Origin of the sequence: Rapidithrix thailandica (assembly GCF_039710355.1) — a bacterium.
Classification (GTDB): Bacteria; Bacteroidota; Bacteroidia; order Cytophagales; family Flammeovirgaceae; genus Rapidithrix; species Rapidithrix thailandica.
Map to the genome: position 1 here is coordinate 527,758 of NZ_JBDKWZ010000001.1, position 21,411 is coordinate 549,168.

A 21,411-nucleotide genomic window follows, 5' to 3' on the forward strand; every position below is an offset into this window, starting at 1 on the left:
AGCAAAAAGTAACTTGGGATAAAAGTCTTGTACTTGACAGAAGCAAAAAACGAGAAAAGTTATATTACAGAAGTGAGGCTTGATACAATGAACACTTCTTAGAGGGGCTTGAATGCTTAGGATTCAATTTTTTATTTTTTGACTATAAATTGACATTTTTATGAAAATTATCAGAGCAACTACCGATGATTTGGACCATTTGACTAGGTTATTTGATAATTACCGTCAGTTTTACCGGCAAGTGTCAGACTTGGATGGAGCCAAGGTATTTTTGAAAGAGCGGATTACTCAATTACAATCTGAAATATTTATTGCTTACGATATTAGTGAAAACGGCTATCAAGAAGGGATGGGGTTTATACAATTGTATCCGGTGTTTTCCTCGGTTTCGATGAAGAAATTGTGGTTATTAAATGATTTGTACGTAAAAACGGAGTATCGAGAACAAGGGGTAGGAGTTGCATTACTGGGTGCTGCCAAAGAGTTGGCCCGGGAAACAGGAGCAAAAGGCCTGATGTTGGAAACCGAATGCACGAATGAAAATGCTCAGCGCTTATATGAAAAGCAGGGGTTTAAGCGAAATGAAAACTTTTTTTACAATTTTGATATTTAGGTTTGGGAGGAGGCTTTCTATGCATGAATGCATAACTGGCGAAGAAATATAAAAGCTGCATTTCCGGGAGGGAAGCAAGGAGGGTTCTATATACTTCGGTGTTCCCCCTGAGGTATTTATGTTTTCCACTTATCTTCCTGCTCTTACCATTAAGCTTTGCCACTTACCATTCAAAATAACCCTATAACCCCCTAATATGAAATGCCGTTGAAATTAATAAGGGAGAAAAAAGATTTTTTCTTACCTTTCTTATGTATTTCAACTACTCAATAAAGTAGTACAACAGATCTAAAATGCCTGTGTCCCAATCCCATATCTTCGATAAAATTACAACGTTTTTTGGTCGTGTCAAACGGAGTTTTGAGCGCATCGGATGGCCTGTGTTTAGTGAAAGAGGGCTGCCAATTGCCATGCACCAACAAATACAGGACTTAACGCCCAAACAACGGCAATCGTTTTATTTCCTGTATACACAAGCCGTAAATACACATCGCAAAAGGCGGAATATTGCGATCGTATTATCCGCCTGGGCTTTTTTTGCCGGATGGTTTTGGGTAGGTGTGGGCCTGTTGGTGTATTTGTGGTATTTGAAAAACCGGACCATTCCGGAGACTTCCCAAAGAATATTCCAATTGGCAACCATGTCTGCTGCGAAACCCGGTAGTCGCTTTACCCCTTCCTCAAACAACCCTTATACAAGGTATGGCTTTACGGTTCGGGAGCCGAAAGAAATGGATTTTTCTTATGATCCGGCCAATTTATCCGTAGAAAATCTGGAAACCGGTTATTTAGTCGATTACGATTTGAAAACCTGGCAGGTCGCCCAACACGAACAGTATGACTGGAATGAGACGGCATCGGAAAAGGTGGTGACATTGGTGCACGAAACCGAAACACTGATTCTGCATTTGTGTAAGGAATATAATTTTACGGTGATTCAACGGATGGACCCCTTAAGTATTCACGCCATCCAAAACGGGTTGGAACAAAAATTATTAAAAGGAATAATGCCCGATAATATTTTGACTGTGAAAGACCGGCTTTTTTACCGGGATACCCGAATGGAAGGTTGGTATTTTAACTTAAGTAAAAATAAAAAAGCCCAAAAAGTGACCCTCTGGGAATATTTTGACGAGTCCAGAAAACAACATTTGCGTATAGAAGTACGGGGGAAAAATGTAAAAGCCTGGACGGGCGTTCAACTTTCTGTGTACGAGTTTGATGAAGTACTGCCAAATAAAACCAAGTAAGCAGCAGCGTAGTGGAAGGAGTTTCTTAAAATAGTTGTTTTGACAGTGAAGTGGTTTACACGTATCGTTTTTGACCGAAGATGGAATCAAAATCGGCTCATCAAGGCACTTTTTGAAGAGAATAGCCAAAGCTATTGTTGCAAAAAGTAACACAGAGGAGGCGTTTTTGAAACATTTTTCAGGAAAAAGAAAAAGTTTAATTCGCTTCAGTATATTCGTTTTCTATCCTGTACTGACTATGAGTTATATATTTTTTTTCATTGTACTAATTCCCATAATAGCCATCTTAAGCGACACCGTAGTGAAGATGAAAAAGCTACAAGTGCAAAAGGAAGGACTAAGTACAAAGGACAAACAACTGTTAGAGAATTTACTGGAAGAAAATAAGGACTTGAAAAAACGTTTGGAAAACCTGGAAGTGATTGCTTTGGAAGGTAGCACCATCGCCTTAGATAACCCCTCCTTAAAAGAAAAGGAATTGCAAAATCAGATTAATTACCTGGCGGATGAAATTAAAAAGCTCAAAGACAGCCAAAACCCTACTGCACCTGAAAGCTAGGGATGTTTGCGATCCGTTTCATTACCCGTATGCATAATTTCTATACAATGCCTTTCATTTCTGTTAAAAAGTCATTTTTTTGTACTACTGATTGCCCGGAGAATTTATCCGGAAAGCAGTAAGTCAATAAAAGTCTTCCAAAACAAATACCGGGAGAGACTTTAACTTTCAACATTATCGTGATCATATGATTTATTTGAAAAGCAAGTGGGCTGGGCTGTCTCCTAAGGCGCCGGTTTGCCTGTACCATTGGGATTGCGAGAATGTCTATTGTAAAACGAAAAATTAAAGTATCAAGCTGATAAGGGATGATTCAGGTAGTGAACAGGGCAATGGATATTTTGGAATATATTGCTCGCAATAACAATCAAGAACCTTCATTAAGTGTAATTGCCAATTATTTAAGTCTGAACCATGGAACTTGTGCCAATATTCTGAAGACCTTGGTGAACCGTAACTATGTAGAACAAATTGGCAGAAAAAAAGGCTATCGCTTGGGACCGATGGCCTATTACCTTACCGGCAATTATTCCTACCGGAATGAATTACTGAGCGCTGCCAAAATTCCTATCGAAGAATTGACCCATTCTATCAATGAGGGGGCGATACTGGCGATTCTGAAAGACAACCTCCGGGTAATCATCCACGAAGTAAAAGCCAATCATGAGTTACAAGTAATGAACCTGGTGGAGCGGAATGTGTATATGACTTCGACCGGGCGCTTGTTGATTGCTTATTTGAACGATCAGGAAAGGCAATTTTTTGTGGAAAAGTACGGATTGCCCAAGCGGGAGATTTGGCCGGAAGTGGAAGATACCCAAGACTTTTTTGCTCAACTCGATAAAATAAAAAGGGAAGGGATGGCCTTTCAAACCTCAGCATCTCATGTGACGGGTGTATCCGTGCCAATCTGGAAAAATGAAAAGGTCATTGCCAGTTTGGGCGTGTATTTGCCCGAAATGCGCTTTTCAGGAGAGTTGAGAGAGATTATTATCGAACGGCTTTTACAAACTTCTCAGATTATCAATAGTAATCTGAATACCCAGCAAAATTAAAAATAAAGAGAGTGTTGGCCCATTGTGGCAAACACTCTCTTCTACAAATTTTTATCTTTTATAAAATCACATCTTATTTCCTTAGAAAGGGCTGTAAAATGAGGCTAAATATCATCACAGCTCCACAGCCAATAGCATTGTACCATAAGTAGCCGATATCAGTAGTGGCAAACAAGATAAAGACCATCATTTGGGCCAGAATGGCACTGATAAAAACAGCATTTCCACGAATAAACCGCATGAAAAAAGCGATCAGGAAAATGCCTAGAATGGTGCCATAGAACACAGAACCCAGAATATTGACCATTTCAATCAGGTTTTCGGCCAGTTTGGCCAAAAAGGCAAATACAATGGCCATAACGCCCCAAAAAGCCGTGAGCATTTTTGACATGACCAAATAATGCTGCTCGCTGCCGTTTTGCCGGACGATCCGTTTGTAAAAGTCCACGGTGGTGGTGGAACCCAAGGCATTTAATTCCCCGGATGTGGAAGACATGGCTGCCGAAAAAATGACGGCCAGCAGTAGCCCGATGATGCCTTCGGGCATGTATTTCATAATAAAGGTCAAAAAGACATAATCCGAATCTTTCGTTTCATACTCGATGTCCCGGGTTTTTAACAATGCCTTTACCTCACTACGTATGGAATCCCCCTCTTGCTGGATCGCTTTTACATGTTGTTCGGCTCTTTGGATTTCCTCCTCCGAGCCGTTGTTCATCGCGTATGCAAAATTCTCCAACTGCTCTTTTTTATTTTGAAAATTCTCGGAATAAGCCGCATCCAGTTTTGAAAACTGTTCTGCATACTCGGAATTTTGAAGCAAGGTTACTCCTTGTTCTTTAAAAAAAACAGGAGGTTTTTCGAATTGGTAAAAAATAAAGACCATCACACCTACCAGCAAGATGAAAAATTGCATGGGAATCTTCAGCATCGCATTGAACATGAGTCCCAGCCGGCTGGCGGTGATGTTCTTTCCGGATATGTAACGTTGTACCTGCGATTGATCCGTACCAAAGTAAGAGAGGGCAAGAAACAAACCTCCTGTTAGCCCTGACCATAGGGTATAGCGTTTGGTATAGTCAAAGGAAAGGTCAACGACTTCCAGTTTGCCCATTTTACCCGAAATCTTCACAGCCTCCATAAAGCCAATATATTCGGGAAACCGTTGTATGATGAGGAAGAAAGCAGTAAACATTCCCAACATGATTACCCCCATCTGGTATTTTTGGGTGAGGCTGACGGCTTTGGTCCCTCCGGATACCGTATAAATAATTACCAAAATCCCGACAAATAAGATGGTATAATCGAGATTCCAATGTAAGATGGAAGAAAGGATAATGGCCGGTGCGTAGATGGTAATCCCCGCAGCCAATCCCCTTTGCAGCAAAAACAAGAAAGCTCCTAACAGGCGGGTCCTCAGATCGAAGCGTTTTTCTAAAAACTCGTAGGCGGTATATACCTTAAGCCGGTAATACAAGGGAATAAAAACGGCCGAAATAATGACCAAGGCTATGGGCAAGCCAAAGTAATTTTGAACAAAAGCCATCCCGCTTTCATATGCTTGGCCGGGCGTGGAAAGAAAAGTAATGGCACTGGCTTGTGTTGCCATCACGGAGAGTCCGATGGTCCCCCAACTCATACTCTTGTCGCCCAGGAGGTACTCCTGAATATTTTTGCTTCCCCGGGTTTTCCATACACCATAGATCACGATACAACCCAAAGTGCCTAACAATACGGTCCAGTCTAGTGTGCTCATTGGAAAATAACGGTAAATAAGTAAAATAGTAGAATCAATAATGCTAACTCACCCAATACAAAACCATACAGTTTTTTCCAGGATCGCATAAAGGAGGGTAAACCAAATTCCCTCAACTCCCTCTCTTCCTCATTATTAAGTTGCTTATTCATAGGTTGTGATTAGATAATATTTGCAGTTATCTGGAATTATTAACATCTGCTGATTTTTGTTAACGATTGAGCTAAAAGCAATTCTTTAAATTGAATTTATGTTTGAGAATTCATTCTTGGTTAAAGCATATCGTTATGAAATTTCTAGGAGCAGACCTACCCGGAACTTACCATAGACCAACCCCTTCCAGTGAGTACTATCCTATTGAGCCTGCTTTTAGCCCGGCACAGGAAAAAAAGTTTGTAAAACGCTTGGGATGGGGGGCTCTCGGATTACTTGTGATTGTTATCCCTTTGGTCGTTTTGATATGATCCGAAATCCCATTCCTTCAAAAAATAGGGCTTTTCTATTCAATCCATAATCAATAGAGCAGCCCTATTTCAATTTAATTTGCTTGTGGGTTCCGGTAGGAAATCAAATTGACAAATAATCGAAAGGCACCGGGCACTCCTGCCGGCAATTGCCTGAACCAAGAATATCCTGTATAAATATAGGACCCTTTGCCGTAATGAGTCACTAACAAACCTCCCGGTTTGGGGCTTTCTCCCGGGTCATGGGAAGAGAGAATCGGGATATAGTGCTCGTCCCATTTGTTGGGAAAATACAAACCCCGTTCTTGTACCCATCCTTCAAAATCCTTTGCCGTAATTTTATTGGGACTATTTAAAATTTCGTGTTCCGGTGTCAAAATTTTTACCGGACTTTCTTCTACGGTTACCCGGTCACGGGAAAGCTTTAGCGGATAGGGACCTAATTCATCCGTAACCAGACGGTGAGAAGTGTTATATTGTACAATTAAATTCCCCCCTTGATGTACGTAATTCATCAACGTTTCCTGAATAAATTTCATACGGGAGTTGGTATTGTAAGCCCTTACACCGGTAATGACCGTCCCGTATTTCTTTAGATTTTCCAAGGTAATATCGCCATTGGTGAGGGCATCCACCTGATAACCGATTTCCCGCAGAGCTTCGGGGATGGCATCGCCTGCCCCGGGAATATACCCTATGCGTTTCCCTCGGCTTTGCAAATTGATACGCACCAGTTTGGCTTCTGCCGGAGGAAACAGCGTTTGCACGGGGATATGAGCATATTCAATGCTTTTTAAACTGTATGAATAATGTTCTTTTCCTGTGTGAATGGAAATGGAAAGTGTACCTTCCGACTGAGTAGCCGGTGGGAATAATTCCACCTCTACGGTTTTTTCTTCAAATTTTTCCTTCAAATCAAAGGCGATGGTTGCAGGTTGGGCTTTCCATCCGGGTGGAACGGAAAGGGACAAGTTGCCTTGAACTTGAGCCGTATGCGCTTTAACTAACAGTTTTATCTTTTTACTTTTCTCCGCACTGAAAAGATAAACGGGTTGGGGCAAGTTGACTGTAACGGATGGACGGATTTCCAGAGGACGCAATCGCTCTCCGTCTACAGGGTCTACCCATTTGTAATTTACAGGAGCTGTTTTTTGAAAGGTAGCCCCTTGGATTTGAAAGGTAAAAGTCACTGGGAAAGGAACAGGGTTTTCCGGTAAACCGACCATACGTGGATCGGCCACTTTAAACATACCATTCGAAGAAGCTTCTTGTAGCCAATAAGGTTGGGTAATTGCTGTGTGCCCGGAAGTCTTGATGGCAAGGGGAAATTTGTATTCCCGGTTGGTAGTTAGCGTGGAATCAATACGTATTTCTTTTTTGCCCAATTGCACTTTCAGCAGCTTTACCGGAGTATCGCCTAGTTGTTTTACCAGTTCGGCTTCCAGTTTAAGACTGTCGCCCGGGCTAATGCTGTAGACCGGAGCATTGGCCTCACACCAAATTCCGGCACAAGCCAACATTACGTCTTCCAGCTCTTGTTTTTTTGTTTTCACCCAAAAGTTTTGTGCTTTTGGATATTTTTCCAACAATTGATAAGCCTTGGCTAATAGAGGTAAGATTCGATGAGGTTGTTCCACATCAAATTGCTCAAAAGCCGTTTGTAATTTGTCGCCAACGGCTTTGCCTTCGGGAATTCTTTCCCAGGAAAAGTCGATACCTTCAAAGAGGTCTTTCATGACAGAAGTACCTGCCAAATGTTGGAAATATTCCATTTCTTGCCCTCTGGCCATGCCTGAGCCAAAGCCTTGACTTTTATGCATGGTGCGACTGATGGCGGCCATTTCGCCATAAGATTTACCTAAAAGCGGGTTGAATTGTCCTACATCCAACTTGAGAAAGTTGTCTTTTTTCAAACTGGCATCCCGTTGAAAGCTCCACCAGGAAGCGTTCCAGAAGATACGCTTGGGTTGCCAGGGTTCTACATATTCCAACTGTTCGGGAAAGTTGAGTTTGTTTCCCGCTGCATGAAATGCTTCGAGGGCCAAAATGGCTGAGGTGGTATGGTGGCCATGAGTTTTTCCGGCACTGTTAGGAGAAAAGCGGGTAATGATGACATCGGGCCGGTATTGACGAATGGCCCAAACAATATCTGCCAGCACTTTTTGTTTGTCCCAAATATTCAGGGTTTCATTGGGGTGTTTGGAGTATCCGAAATCATTTGCTCTGGAAAAGGCTTGTTGACCCCCGTCTTTTCTCCGGGCAGCCAGGAGCTCTTGTGTGCGGATAATGCCAAGTTCTTCTCTTACTTCTTTCCCGATCAGGTTTTGCCCCCCGTCTCCCCGGGTAAGGGATAAATAACGGGTTTCAAAGCCTTTTTCATTGGCTAAATACGCAATCAGGCGGGTGTTTTCATCGTCAGGATGGGCAGCTATGTACAATACACTGCCCAAGGTTTGTAGTTTTTTGAGTGCAAGTTTAATTTCGGCCGAGTTTTTTAAAAGCCTGGGTCCGGGTTGTGCGTAAAGGCTCTGAGTCAAAAAAAGTAAGAAACCTATACAAAAAAAACGCATCTTGCTGGTGCTAAGCATTAGAGTGAAAATTGATCTGAAATGAAAAATAGTACTGCCCGTTCATTCGAAAATTTGTATTGCGAACTTTTAATTCTGCAAAAGTGAGGGGGTAAAAGTTATAAGTATTACCCTTGTAACCAATGACTGTATTGAGCAGATCATCGCAACCGTACGTCAAAACTTGGGGAGGACAGTTGATTTCCCCAACTGAAAGTTGTCAAAGAATGTAATATGAGCAAATGACAAAAAAGGCCTGTTTTAAATAAAGTTGAAAACAGGCCTTTTTATTTTTTAAATTAATTTTCAGGTTGCTGAAAAGCCGCTTCAATGCGTTTCATGTTTTGATCGGCTTTGGTATCTACTTCCATAGACAGCCATACTTTGTCCCAACCGAGCATTACGGTAGCCGTTTTGTTATCGCCGGCCGAAATCATATATGCCAGACGTTCCATCGCGTAATCACTCATTTGAGGTTTTACTTTAACACTTACTACCGCTTCAGAAGCTAATTTGGTCTCGTCTATTTTGTTGTCTTTCATGTAATTGTAGACGGATTTTCCTTCTTCGTGTAAGTAAACAACCCAGTCCCCGTTTTTCATGGGTTTTACCATTAGACTGTAGCTGCCAGGCCTCACATCTTTTCCTCCAATCTTTACACCAGTGCTGAAAGTAATCTTGGTAGGCGCATTGGCTCCTGCTCTCCAGGTAGTTCCATAAGGCAGGAGTTCACCAAATATTTTTCTTCCTTTTACTCCCGGAGAAGAGTAGTCGATACTGATTTTAGTAAAACCCACTACTTGTGATACCGAAGCAGCCGGGCTGGGTTGAGGCATTTCTGATTGTGCCTGTGTTTGAGTGCCGATTACTAAAGCAATAAGGAAAGCAAATAAGGTAAGAGAATTCTTTAAATTCATGAGTTTTCAAATTTTTAATGTTTATAAATGTTTCATTTATGTGGCCAAATGCATTTGCCAATAACAGTACAGAAATTGGTTACAAGGGTAAGAAAGGCAAAACTTTTCAAAAGTACATTGCTTTGATTTTTCTTTTTGTTAAGGAGATGTTAAAGGGTTTTTTGACTGATTATCCCTTGTTTTTATCTCTTGCAATTTTCATTGGCCAGTCTATTCCTTAAATATACAATTTGTTTTTGCTTTGTTGGAGCTAGAAAAGCAGGTTTTCCCCTGTGATAAAGTCCTTGTTACCACTTGTTCCTATTCAGCTTGGGTCAACGCATGTAATTCTTCCAACAGTAAACCACTTTTGATAGCAAAGTATATTGCTTTGCTTACTTCGTCCTGAACGGGTACTGTTGGCTTTTCCGAATATCGGGTTTCTATTGAATGTAAAATCTTCTCAAGAACTGATTTACTTCCTACTTTGTACTTCCAGGCAATAGGAGGGATATTGCTCACTAGCAATTGCTGTTTGGTATAAATTTCCCCTTTGCGCTTGTTTACCTTTAATGGAGAAGAAAGTGTTTGGAGCTTTTTTTTATGCCAGTGTAACTCTACCTCAGCATTTTCAGGAATATCATTGGTTAAATGCAATTCGAAAAGTTGCCGGCCAAGCCGGGTGATTTCCCAAAATGAGTTATGAAAAGGGATTGAATCGGTTTGCCCGGAAACTTGCGCAATGGCAAAGAGGTAGTAATAAACCGTCTCTTTTGTAATCGCCTCTATTTTTGTCCGGATGTTTTTTTCTTCTTCAATAGCATCTTTTAAATAACTCCTTAATTCTTGACTTCTCCCAAATAGCTTGTCCAACGCATTTTTACGGTCTTTGGCGTCTTTTCTCAGCATCTGCACTTTTTTCTCAAGTTTATCAAGGCATTCATCTATGGCTAACAGTTGTTGAGCTCCTGGCGAAACCGTATGAAGTTGGTCATGTATCCTTTGGTTGAATTTATAGAGTACAGGCAAACTGCGGGTAAATTTGATCATTTCCTGATTATTGGCCGCTATTTGTTGATTCAGGCTTCCCGCATCGGTATGTGTTGACTGTTCTTGTTCAAGTACATTTTGATAATGGTCGATAAACTGTTTTAGCAGTGAATCTGTAATATTGATTTCTTCGGAGTTATTTCTGTAGAGTGGGTAAAACTTGCCTGAAGGTAAATATTTTATATCATACAGGCCTTGCTGAGCAAATGCCAGCCATTTGCCTTGAGCGTTGATTGATAAAATAAACCCCTTTGTGGTGCCTTCCTCCGAGGGAATGTTAAAAAACATAGGACTGGCATACACATAAGCGGATGTAAAAGGCTTTAATTGGATTTTACGGATGTATTTTGCGTTGAAAGTAAGTTTTTTCCCTTCCTTGATGTATTGTTTGATAGTAGTATTCCAAGGAAAGTCACTGGGGGGCCTTACCGGTTGTATCGTTGATTTTGCGACTTTCAACAGCGCTGAATATGTTTTGTGAAAGGCTTTCACTTGACGGATAAGTTGTGCTTCTGAATCAGCAAGTAAAATTTCATGATGTGAAAGAGATACACCGGGTATTTGCTCATAAAAATACTGCTTCAACGAACGGTTTTCCGAGGTGCTTTTCTTCCAGGGGCTTGTTGGTGTTTGCGGGTTTACTTTTTGAAAATCAAGCTCGTTCAATAGTGGTTTGCTTTTTAAAAGTTGCCAAGAGGTTTTGGCCAACGATATTCTGGCGGATGATTCCGGTTGCCGGTTCCAAAGGTAAAGTAAATGAAGTGTGGGAGTGCTCCCTGAAATGGACATTCCGTAAATATCGGAATAGTGTTGATTGCAATAGTTGCGAAAAGCAGCGAACTTGGCTCCTTCCCAAAGTGGTTCTTCTGTCAGGATTGTAATAAACCCTTGTGGGGATACATGGAGCTCGGCAAGGTAAAAATCAGCCCAAAAAGACCAGACAGAGCGGGAAAGCCGTGAGTTGAGTTTATATTTTTTGAGGATTTCCTGCTGCAATCCGGAAGAGAGCTTGTTTACTTGTGTTTGTTTGCCTCTTAAAATTTGTACCCATTCAAATGAATGTTGAGAAAGATGTTTGGCTTCTTCTGTATTTTGATTTTGTGAAAGCTCAAAAATCTTGGTTTGTTTTGCATTTTTCAAGCTTTCCCAACGACTAGTCGCTTCGGATGGCAAGGTAGTCTTTGTAACTGTAGTAGAAACACTGCTTGGTAAATAATTGAGAGTTACTTCACTGAAGTAGTAACCTGTCAAATTGGTTTTTCCGGTGACCACTTGCTCAAAAGCCGGAGATACATGGGATAAAGCAAAAGGTATATCCAAGGAAAGCCAGGAGCTTTGTATCCGGGAGCGGAGCCGGAGAGGAGACTTTTGCAAATGTTTTTTATACAGACGATCGGCTGTATCTCTTAAAAAATGAAGGAGAGCTTGGTTTTCAGGTTCATCGAAAGCCAAATCAGTTAAAGGTGTAGGAGATAATTGATTGATATATTGGCAGTATTCAAGTAAAAGCGTTGAATTTTCTTTTGAGAATAATGCTTTTTGGCTCTTCAGGGTGTTGGCATAATCCTCCAGCAGTTGACTGGTGGAAGAGTTGGTTAACAGGGGAAGTTTTTCTTCGATTTGTGTCGCAAGAAAATTCTCCTGAATAAATGTAGTCTGTCCGGTGACTTTAGCAATCACAGGTCGCAATAATACATGTTGAGTAAAGGCAGCAGCGACTAATTCGATATCAGTACTTCCAAATGCATTTTTTAGCAATGCTTGTACAGACGTATCGGGTGTAGTTTGGAGTTTTTGTGTAAAGGAAGCGTGGATTTGTTGGTAATAACTGGCCAGTTCTCTACGAAAAGAATTTCTGAGTTTTGCGTCCAATGTTGTAGAATGTGAATGTCCGTATTCTTTAGCCATGATGATATCCGGATCGAATGATTCTGTGCTTAATACCTTCCTTACTGCCTTTTGCCAGTCATAAAAGCAATAGTAAACACAAAAGGGAAAGAATACAAAGGGATTGGGAACTAGAATAGGGCCGTTACCTGCATCCTACCCAAGTGGATGCTGTCCTGTTGGGGAGGTTTCCGACCATGGTAGATGACTTTGAGTTGTAGTCCGTTGGTAAGGCGTTGTATCCAATTGAGGTTCCAGGTAAAGTTGGTGCCAGGTTGTAAAGCTTCCAGTATCTCGTAGCCTACCGGAGAGTTGACCACGCCCTCGTAATCAATATGGATCAAATTAAATTGGGCATTGATGGTGCGTTTTACAGCTTTTGACCATTTTAAAGAAAACTTCATTTGTTTGATGAGGGCATCTTCTGGAGGGACTTCCGTTTCCGACTGATCTTCTTTTTGTTTTACTTCCAAAGTAGTAGAAAAACGAAAGTAAGCATTGGGTTGCCAGGCCCATTCGGAAGCAAGCCGGTAGTGTTGGATCTGGTAATTTCGCTCCGTCAAAAAATTAGAGGTGTTCTCCACACTCCCTTCGGCCAATTCCCAACCTGAAAATAATACGGAAGTCAGGTTCCAACGGCTGTTCAGCAACCATTCGCGGTTGCTCCGGTTTTCAAAGCCATTGGATAATAATTGTTTGTTTCTGGCCAATAAGGTTCTTAATTCCATTCCGAATTTTGGACTTTTCCGGTTAAAAAACAAAGTGTTTCGTAACACACTTTGATCGGCCAGTAATTCTTCCTTGCTGATGCCGGTGTCCCAGGGAAGTATTCTGGTCCAGATGGATTCGCTGGTTACCTTTTTGTTGACAGCTACGGACGAACGCATGGAAAAGCGCTGCAAGAAACGTTTGAACCCCCTTTGGTTTTTCCAGCCTCTCGGCATTTCCCAGTAGAGTTTATATTGAAAATTAAGAGCAAAAGCATTGATGTATTCCGTGGAAGGCAAGAAAAATTTAGCATAGTTCATTTCATCGGGAAGAACAGCCGGGTAAAATTCATTCAAGTCCTGGATACCATCGTTATTGTCGTCTCGCCAGGTATGTGTTCCTTTACCTGGCTCTACTTTTACAAAAATATATTCCCGTTTAAGTTCTCGTCCGGAAGTCGAAGCATAACTGAGTTCCGAGCGGATATGCTTGTCGAGCCAAGAGGTATTCCAGTCCAATCTCCCCATTACCGTTTCTTCATCGGGTTGTTTGGCCACAGAAAGGTTTTCTAATAACCGGTAAGTAAATACAAAATTCAATTGTTGGTGTGTTTGCTGAATGGCGTAGTTTGCCTGAACCGTTTGTGAGTGGCTGCTATGAGAGAGTTGTCCTTCCAGCGGTTGGTAATCGTCCCGGAGTGTATAAGCAATCCGGTAGCGATTTTGAGTACTGTCTCCATTTTGAATAAACCATTCGTGGGCTTCGTAATTCATCAAAGAATTGACAATAGAGTCATTGGCAATTGTCCGTGTGCTGTTTTTATCCAGCTGGTATTGATACCCCGGTTGGAATTTGTTGCCTTGATAAGCCAATTGCATTTGCAAACGCTGCCAATCAGAGTTGACTTGAGGGTGTTCACTTTTGAGTAAAAAAGCCTGTGATTGTAAGTAAAACTTTCCAAGGCTTTTTTTGAGTTCGGCCCAGTGTTGGGTTCCCGAGACTACATTTTGTTTGTCACGTATCGAAAAACGGTATTTGACAGCGTTTTTCGAATCTTTTTTGAGACCGATATGTGCATTTAAAATCTGGTCTTCCCCGGTACTGTCTTGCTGTATGGCCCAGTTCCGGTCATATTCTATAGAGCGAAAGCGATCGATAGGTGTGAAGCTTTCCTGGTTAAACTCCCAATCAACCCCGTAGTCCAATCGGTAAGTATTGCCAGACGAAAGCGGAAGGTTTTGCGCATAATATCCTCCCTTTATAGCCATCCCACGGTCATCTTCCCGGTCCAATGAAGAGAATAAATTTTTATCAAATTCGGAAAATGCGCCTTCTACAAATACCCGGTGATGTTTGTTCAGCCGGATATTTACTCCTGTAGTCACCATTTGTTTTTTAGTAGGAGGCACCAACAAACGCACCGGAGCGTAATTGCCTTGGGGGATACCATCCACCGGAGGGTGCCAACGGTAAACACGACCATTCGCAGTATTTTGCTCAAGGCGATAATTGCCTTGGTTCGTCCCTACTTCCGAAAAAGCCACCCGGTAATAAGGAGCTGCCGATTCTTTCGGAGCCCATTCAAAATAAAAGCGCTTTTCCCCATCCACCAGAGTTTCTTTTTGTGTGTATAGAATTTGATTGACATCAAACTCTTCTAAGGTATCCACAGCAGGAGAAAAAGCCTGGGTTGTATTGTCGCCCAGGTCGCTGAGCAATTGTTTGTCCGCCTCGCTTAAAGAGAATAATAAGGAACTGTTAGGGTTGTCTTTTTCTTGGTAAAAGTGCACGTACGTATTGATGTTTTTTAACCGTTGTTGATGGCTTGCCTGGAAAATGCTACGACTGTATTGCTGCACAGCGTATTCGAATTCCACTTTGATCCGTGAAAACTTAGTGATGAGGATTTGATTGGTAAATGTAATTTCAGCCGTATTATAGTCAATGGTATAGTCATTTTGATAGCCCCTGGTGAGTTGTCTTCCGTCTAAGTATACTTTTTCCGAGTTGGCAATGACTACCAGGAAACTTTCGTGATTAGGACCTTGTAACCTGTAGGGACCTGATACTCCTTCCAAGGGACTGATATTATCAATATGAAATTGCCCTTTGGCTACGGAAACGGCCGCACTACTGGTAGATTCAAAGTCACCCCCTTGTCCCAAATACACTTTTGCCTGACCTCCTTGGATGTTTTTGAGATATTTCAGAAAATACGAAGAGTCGCTTTTTAATACGATATCCCCAGCTGAAAGCTCGGCATGTTTGTGTTTGAGTTGGACAAATACTTTGTCCAGTTCTTGTAGATGTAATGTGTTACCTTCCGGTTGGAAAGGAACATTTTGATCGTTGATCACAGCCGTTAAATGGATGTCTTCAGTAAGTTGGCCTTCCAGTTGCAAATTAAGAGCCGAGTTGACTACAACGTCCTGGCTGTTTCCCACCGAAATGCCTCTACTGATACTCCCGGTTTTATATAATTGATTACTACTGAAGATTTCTTCTTTCTCTAAGGGAGCTTGCTCCTTTGGCAAGGTTTCTTCCTCCGGGATGCCGTAGTAGCCCGTATCGTAGGCTTCCAGTGACCGGTGATAAGTCATTTCCGCAAAATTGACCGGGAATACTTGGTAGCAGATCCGGACGGAATCAATTTGTGGAGGTATTTGAAGTTGGTTGGAATCCAAACGAAATCTGAGTTGGTTGGTATTGAGGTCGTATTGAGTGGAAAGCCAATGTTGTTGAGCGGTGTTAGGCTGTATATCGGTTATCTGAATGGATGAGGCGTGAAGGGAAAGTGTGTCCACTTGTATTGCTTCCATGCTGAAGGGCACCCACTTGCATCGACTGGCCGTTTGTGCATGGGCTAACCGGGTGCTAAAGCTAAAGCAAAAAAACAGAACAATGAGGCGAAAAAAATGGCTATATGTAAGTCTCAAAAAAAATCCCTGCTTGAATGAAAAAACGAATGAGGCTTATATCCTTTGGTTGTATAACGTTATAAATGTATAAATTTTTTGGTACTAGCATCGTGGATGAGCATTTTCAGGAAATCTCCTCTCTTTTTCACCCATAGTCCGATGAATAACTCAATAAGTTTTATTTTCCAAACAAAAATAAAAAGTTATCTCAGAATACGTCTTTTCTATAGTTATAAGAGCATGTTTAAATTTCATCTATTGGGTCTGAAACTCTCATTTCAAGAACCTCCGTGCAGTATTATTTCGTTTAATAATGCTATTCTGAGAACCCTGACCTGAGAATTTTTTACGGCCTATTGAAAGGGGATCTCCCGTAATGAATTTTAGGTATGCTTGAAGTATAGCTATAAGATAGTGGGCATGGTGTGCAATGCTTTGGTTGTCGTAAATCCAGCCGGAGTTTTAAGAGCTGCAGTTCTGAAAATATTTTTTACGGGCCGGCTTCGAACCCTTCTGTATGGCAAGTAGCCAATCTTTACAGGCTGCCCCGTATTGGTGAAGCCGTTCTTTACAGTTGCCGCGCAAGTAGTAGGTAATGGCCTTGTCCGGACGAAGAAATACTGCCCAGCTACAGTCTTTCATTGCGTTTTGGTATTGTTCTGTTTCGAAATAAAGTTTGGCCCTGGTATAAAAAATTTCATAGTGAATGCTCGGCGTAGAGGAGGGATGCACTAACATTGAATAGGCTTCCCCATAGGTACTTTTATATTCGTCAATAATTACATCCCGTGCTTCGTCCAAATGTTTTAACGCTGCCCTATAATTTTGATAATTGTCGATATAAATATTAGCAATCTCCATCCGGGCTTTTAAATCATACGGATTGGTATTGATAATTGTGCTGAGTACCTCAATGGCTTCGTCATACATATTCAACTGTTGATAACAAATAGAAAGCTTATAATAATACCGGATGGGAAGGTTGTATTCAAAATCCTGAATGATTTGCAGGTTCTTCAGTGCTTTTTGATAAGCCTGGTTTTCAAAGTCAATTTCAAGTTGATCTTTCACCTTACTCAGGACTCTGTCTTTAAAGAGTTGCGCTTCAAGATCTTCCGGCCGAAGCGAAACCAATGAGTCCAGTTCATTGAGTGTGAGCCGGTATTGTTGATTCCGGTAGTATTCCAAGGCTTTGCCATATAAAGCCATCCGGGCTTTTTGCATTTCTTTTTCATGTTGCTGGTTGATATAGGAATTTACAAAGCCAAAAATGACAATGACTAACACCATGACCCCCATGAAGGCAGAAATCCAATAAAGTGCTATTTTCTCATCTCTGATCCGGTCTTCTTTGGAGTAGCTCTGAAAAATCGTAGAGCGTCCGGTGTTTTTTTTAGGCGCGGTTTTTTCAGCTTGATAAGCACTATGATATTGGTGGTTTTGGCTATAGGTAGTAGAAGTTTGAAAAGTATAATAGCTTAATAATAAGTCGTATTGCGCTTTTTTATGTTCATCCGAGAGTACCTGATAGGCATTATTGATGATTTTAAACAGTTCTTCTGCTCGGGGGTTATGGGGGTTGCGGTCCGGGTGGTATTGGAGAGCTAGTTTTTTATAAGCCGACTTTATTTCAGCTTGTGTTGCATCTGTGCGAATTCCTAATATATCATAATAACTATTCATTTATTTGGAGATAATGTAGAATAATTACGTATTTATTTGCATCTTTGTTGGTGTAACTTCTTGATTCTATTGTTTAAGGAAAACATTTTGAATCTTGATTGATTTAGAACTGCCTGTAAATTTAAAGTATTGTAAGTATTCATTCCATTTAAAAAAACAAATAATACTTAACAAATACTTTCCTAAAACAAGGCCTTTGAGTATCAAAAAGCGATAAGAGCATGTTTAGAATTCTTTGTGGGGAACCACCCCTTTGGTGGTAATAATTCTCAGTTTAGGGTTCTCAGCATAGTAGTTTTGTAGTTCGACACTCAAAATACTGAAATGAGCTTCCTGAAATGAGAGTTTTTGGATCAAAGAGTGAAATTTAAACATATTCTAACTTTACCAACACAAAATTTAATCCATTTCAGGAATCTGTGTTCTTGTCTTTTTTCTATCATGGAATGTGTAATTGATCTATATTATTACATTCTATCATTTCATTTCATCTTACTCAAAAGATACTATCAGAGAGGTATTGTGCTTTTGTATTCGAAATAAACCATTGTTTTTTTCGTAAATATTACAAGTAGGAACTTTCCAGGGCAGGCAGATTCACATCCGAATCTAACTATTTTAGCCGTATACTTTTAAAACTAAGGATAATATTGATTTTAATTGTAAACTAAGAAATCACATATGAAAAAAAATAAGTACTCAATTGAAGTAGAAGTGAATTCTGAAGAGAAGGCAAAAGCATTATATGCAATTATTGGGAAAGCAATGTCATCAAAAAAGCCGACAGATAAAAAATAAGGCATTATTTGAGAGTTCATATTCTCTAAAAGGAAGGCTACTGATAGCCTTCCTTTTTATTTTTCTCTTGGTGTACAGATTGGGATAATTGATCGATATCTTTTAACTTACATCAAACCTCAACCAGTTATCTGTGGAACTAAAAGAACTCAAAAGCTTGATCCGCAAAGGAGAATCCGGCACCTTGGATTTTAAACAACAAATATCCAGTGTTTATAAAATAGCAAAAACGATCGTGTCTTTTGCTAATACTAGAGGGGGGAGAATTTTGGTAGGAGTGACGGATGCCCGGGAACTGATGGGTGTGGACCCGGAAGAGGAAAAATATTTGATCAATGAGGCGGCTCGCTTTTACTGTCGCCCTCCGGTAACCCTTTCTTTTGATCAGATAGAAGAAAAAGGAAAAGTCATCCTGATTGTAGAGATCGCCGAAAGTGAGGTAAAGCCACATACTTGCTTGGGATTGGATGACACTTGGACGGTTTATGTGCGGATGAATGATAAAAGTGTGATGGCAAGTAAACTTGTGGAGGATAATTTACGTAAAAATGTTATCGAACCCATCAAGAAAACCGATTTGACTTCCAAGGAGAAGAATTTGTTGGATTTTTTGAAGAGACATGAACGGATCACCGTAAAACAATACTCCTCGATGATCAATGTCTCGGAAAGGCGGGCAAAACGCATTTTGATCGATTTGACGGAAAAAGGATTGTTGCTTTTACACGATTTTGAGAAAGATGTTTTTTATAGCCTCGCATAAGATAAGGGAGCGATGGGATAGCATTGTTTTTCAATGTTTATTCCAGTAAATTTATAGTAAAAGCAGAATCATCGCTTTTGATTTTTTGAGTGAAAGCAATCAAAATGATTAGGAAAAATTGTTCATTAACAGATTGAACACGATTTGACCTTTGTACAACAAGCATAATAGTTAATTTTATGAACCATTTTGAAAAAGTAAAAGATTATTTACGTGAACTGGACTATGACATTGTTCATGAAGATGAAGATGAACAGTTAGTCGTAGTGGACAAAGAAGATCATGGAATCAAAAACTTGGTAATCGATTGCGAAGATCCTATTTTGGTGATCGAGCAACACTTGTTTGATTTGAAAAATGATTCTTTGGACGTTTACAAACAGTTGTTGGTCAAAAACAGGGAAATAGTACATGGGGCTTTTGTGATGGATGAAAGTGGGAGAAAGGTCCTGTTTAGAGATACTTTGCAATTAGAAAATCTGGATTTGAACGAGCTGGAAGGTTCTCTCAATTCCTTAGCATTGCTATTGAGCGAGTATTACAATGAATTAATTGAGTTTTCAAAAAACTAAACAATAAGCTATGTCTTTTTTTAAGCGACTTTTTAATATAGGTTCAGCGGAAGTGCACTCTGCCATCGATAAAATTGAAGATCCTGTGAAAATGACAGAGCAGGGGATCCGCGATTTGAAGTCGGATTTAGATAAGAGTCTGAAGGGACTGGCCGAAGTAAAAGCCATTGAAATCCGTACCCGGAAAGAAGCTGAACAACAAAAAGCCCTTGCCTCAGATTATGAAAATAAAGCCATGATGCTCTTAAAACGGGCTCAGGACGGACAGGTAGCTCCTGAAGAGGCGGACCGTTTGGCAAGCCAGGCACTGACTAAAAAAGAACAGGCTTTGCAGCAAGCGGCCAACAGTCAGAAAATGCTACAAACTCACGAAGCTTCCGTGGCAAAAATGGAGCAGAATGTACATCGTTTGAAAAACCAGATCAGCACTTGGGAAAATGAGCTGAAAACCTTGAAAGCTCGCTCTAAAGTGTCTCAAGCGACTACAAAATTGAACAAACAGCTGGCTAATATTGATTCGGGAGGGACCATCACTATGTTGGAGCGTATGAAAGAAAAAGTGGACCAACAGGAGGCGCTGGCCGAATCCTATGGAGATCTTGCTAATACAGCAAAAAGTGTGGACGAAGAAATCGACCAAGCCTTATTAGGTTCGGGTTCCTCTTCTTCCTCCTCTTCCGATTCACTGTTGGCACTGAAAGCCAAAATGGGGTTAAATGCTCCTAAAGAAGACTCGGGTTCTCAAGGAACGAATTCATAAAGAAACAACTCATCATATCCCGATAGCGTCAGTGCACCACTGACGCTATTTTTCTTCTATGGTGTATACAATTGCTCCGTGTAGTTATTCCAACTCTGGGTAAATCAATCGGTTAATCCTGGAGTTTATCCGAAAAAATTTTACAATGATTGTGGTTACTGCCTCTTGGCTGAAATATATTAATCCCTTTATTCGAGCGATGGCTTTGTTCCCTTTTGTATTGGTAGCGGAAAAGTCATTTAAGGAAGATGATGTACTGATCAATCACGAAAAGATCCATTTACGCCAACAGCTTGAGTTGTTGGTGCTGCCTTTCTACATTTTATACCTCATACATTATTCCATTAACTTGCTCAAGTATAAATCCCATTGGGAAGCCTATCATCATATAGTGTTTGAAAGGGAAGCTTATCAAAATGAGCGAAACCTGGATTATTTAAACTCCAGAGGGGTATGGGCTTTTCAAGGCTATTGGAAGAAATGACTGAAGGCTAAGTCACTGCCATTTAGTTGTTGAAAAACTGCTGATACTCCTCAATTTTCCTCGTAAGCCGTTTTGCCAAAACTTCATTGGCTTGGGAAAGAGTTTGATAAATGACTTGAGCTTCTTCCCGGTAAGCGATTTTTTTCTCCGTATTCCAATAAAAGGGAGGTTGATACAGGTTGGTAACCCGGTCAGCCATTTTTACCATCCATATTTCCTTAGGCTGTTGTCGAATCCTTTCCAGGCTGTCAGCCATTTGGGCTTCTTTGGAAGGCAGGTTTTTGTTTTTGGTTAAGGCCTGTACCCCATGAGCCACTTCTTCGCCAAAGTGTTGTTGTAATTCGTCAAACGTATGATGGGTGTCTTCCAATATATCGTGCAATAAAGCACACTGAATAGCGAGATTTCCATTCAGTCCACCGGACTGCGCCAGGGCATTGATAACCTCCATTGCCACATTGCCAATATGGGTCAGGTAATCGAGGTATTGGTCCTTTTGGGAGCCTCCATAGTTTTGTCCTTGATGGGCTAGGCTGGCGAAGTGCCAGGCTTTCCGGTAAATTTCAGGAGACCAGTTACTCTTCTTCATTTGTATATCCTATTTAGTGAAATTTCATTGAGAGACATT

Annotated in this window: 17 protein-coding genes; 10 read left to right on the top strand and 7 right to left on the bottom strand. The window is 40.8% G+C overall.

The window, feature by feature from the left end; translation table 11 throughout:
• The first annotated feature begins 160 nt into the window (after positions 1-160).
• The 4 genes from AAG747_RS01890 to AAG747_RS01905 all read left to right on the top strand — a co-directional run bounded on the left by AAG747_RS01890 (position 161) and on the right by AAG747_RS01905 (position 3,477).
• On the top strand, positions 161-613 hold the full coding sequence (locus AAG747_RS01890; RefSeq protein ID WP_346819423.1) for a GNAT family N-acetyltransferase: 453 nt from the start codon (positions 161-163) through the stop codon (positions 611-613).
• 293 nt (positions 614-906) lie between these two features.
• Positions 907-1,863 (top strand): DUF4178 domain-containing protein, encoded by a 957-nt coding sequence (locus tag AAG747_RS01895; RefSeq protein WP_346819424.1) that lies wholly within the window; start codon positions 907-909, stop codon positions 1,861-1,863.
• A 307-nt stretch (positions 1,864-2,170) separates the two neighbouring features.
• A complete protein-coding gene (locus AAG747_RS01900) occupies positions 2,171-2,422 on the top strand; it encodes a hypothetical protein (protein ID WP_346819425.1) in 252 nt (83 codons plus the stop codon).
• A 308-nt stretch (positions 2,423-2,730) separates the two neighbouring features.
• Positions 2,731-3,477 carry an IclR family transcriptional regulator gene (locus tag AAG747_RS01905; RefSeq protein ID WP_346819426.1) on the top strand — a complete coding sequence of 249 codons (747 nt, stop codon included), beginning with the start codon at positions 2,731-2,733 and terminating at the stop codon, positions 3,475-3,477.
• 73 nt (positions 3,478-3,550) lie between these two features.
• Here the strand turns inward: AAG747_RS01905 and AAG747_RS01910 are convergent, their stop codons facing one another.
• Complete coding sequence (locus tag AAG747_RS01910) at positions 3,551-5,233, bottom strand: sodium:solute symporter family protein (RefSeq protein ID WP_346819427.1); 1,683 nt, start codon at positions 5,231-5,233, stop codon at positions 3,551-3,553.
• Between the two features lie 287 nt (positions 5,234-5,520).
• On the opposite strand from AAG747_RS01910, the gene AAG747_RS01915 reads away from it, so the two are divergent.
• Positions 5,521-5,697, top strand: a complete 177-nt coding sequence (locus AAG747_RS01915; RefSeq protein ID WP_346819428.1) for a hypothetical protein — start codon at positions 5,521-5,523, stop codon at positions 5,695-5,697.
• A 74-nt stretch (positions 5,698-5,771) separates the two neighbouring features.
• Here the strand turns inward: AAG747_RS01915 and AAG747_RS01920 are convergent, their stop codons facing one another.
• Both AAG747_RS01920 and AAG747_RS01925 read right to left on the bottom strand, forming a co-directional pair.
• Complete coding sequence (locus AAG747_RS01920; RefSeq protein WP_346819429.1) at positions 5,772-8,147, bottom strand: PIG-L family deacetylase; 2,376 nt, start codon at positions 8,145-8,147, stop codon at positions 5,772-5,774.
• 416 nt (positions 8,148-8,563) lie between these two features.
• The gene (locus tag AAG747_RS01925; RefSeq protein ID WP_346819430.1) at positions 8,564-9,181 is read right to left on the bottom strand and encodes a DUF2911 domain-containing protein; all 618 of its coding nucleotides are present in this window, start codon (positions 9,179-9,181) and stop codon (positions 8,564-8,566) included.
• Between the two features lie 38 nt (positions 9,182-9,219).
• Here AAG747_RS01925 and AAG747_RS01930 point away from each other — a divergent pair, with 38 nt between their 5' ends.
• Positions 9,220-9,402 (top strand): hypothetical protein, encoded by a 183-nt coding sequence (locus tag AAG747_RS01930; protein ID WP_346819431.1) that lies wholly within the window; start codon positions 9,220-9,222, stop codon positions 9,400-9,402.
• Positions 9,403-9,481: 79 nt separating this feature from the next.
• Here AAG747_RS01930 and AAG747_RS01935 read toward each other — a convergent pair whose 3' ends face one another.
• From AAG747_RS01935 to AAG747_RS01945, 3 genes are all read right to left on the bottom strand, one after another.
• On the bottom strand, positions 9,482-12,118 hold the full coding sequence (locus AAG747_RS01935; RefSeq protein WP_346819432.1) for a type ISP restriction/modification enzyme: 2,637 nt from the start codon (positions 12,116-12,118) through the stop codon (positions 9,482-9,484).
• A gap of 110 nt (positions 12,119-12,228) precedes the next feature.
• The gene (locus tag AAG747_RS01940) at positions 12,229-15,624 is read right to left on the bottom strand and encodes a hypothetical protein (protein ID WP_346819433.1); all 3,396 of its coding nucleotides are present in this window, start codon (positions 15,622-15,624) and stop codon (positions 12,229-12,231) included.
• A gap of 561 nt (positions 15,625-16,185) precedes the next feature.
• Positions 16,186-17,406 carry a tetratricopeptide repeat protein gene (locus tag AAG747_RS01945; RefSeq protein ID WP_346819434.1) on the bottom strand — a complete coding sequence of 407 codons (1,221 nt, stop codon included), beginning with the start codon at positions 17,404-17,406 and terminating at the stop codon, positions 16,186-16,188.
• 931 nt (positions 17,407-18,337) lie between these two features.
• Between AAG747_RS01945 and AAG747_RS01950 the strand changes: the two genes are divergently transcribed.
• The 4 genes from AAG747_RS01950 (at position 18,338) to AAG747_RS01965 (ending at position 20,783) form a co-directional block, all read left to right on the top strand.
• On the top strand, positions 18,338-18,967 hold the full coding sequence (locus AAG747_RS01950; protein ID WP_346819435.1) for an AlbA family DNA-binding domain-containing protein: 630 nt from the start codon (positions 18,338-18,340) through the stop codon (positions 18,965-18,967).
• A 179-nt stretch (positions 18,968-19,146) separates the two neighbouring features.
• A complete protein-coding gene (locus AAG747_RS01955) occupies positions 19,147-19,539 on the top strand; it encodes a YbjN domain-containing protein (protein ID WP_346819436.1) in 393 nt (130 codons plus the stop codon).
• Positions 19,540-19,549: 10 nt separating this feature from the next.
• Positions 19,550-20,299 (top strand): PspA/IM30 family protein, encoded by a 750-nt coding sequence (locus AAG747_RS01960; RefSeq protein WP_346819437.1) that lies wholly within the window; start codon positions 19,550-19,552, stop codon positions 20,297-20,299.
• Positions 20,300-20,444: 145 nt separating this feature from the next.
• Positions 20,445-20,783 (top strand): hypothetical protein, encoded by a 339-nt coding sequence (locus AAG747_RS01965; RefSeq protein WP_346819438.1) that lies wholly within the window; start codon positions 20,445-20,447, stop codon positions 20,781-20,783.
• Between the two features lie 22 nt (positions 20,784-20,805).
• On the opposite strand, the gene AAG747_RS01970 is transcribed toward AAG747_RS01965, so the two are convergent.
• Complete coding sequence (locus tag AAG747_RS01970) at positions 20,806-21,372, bottom strand: HD domain-containing protein (RefSeq protein WP_346819439.1); 567 nt, start codon at positions 21,370-21,372, stop codon at positions 20,806-20,808.
• Positions 21,373-21,411 lie beyond the last annotated feature (39 nt).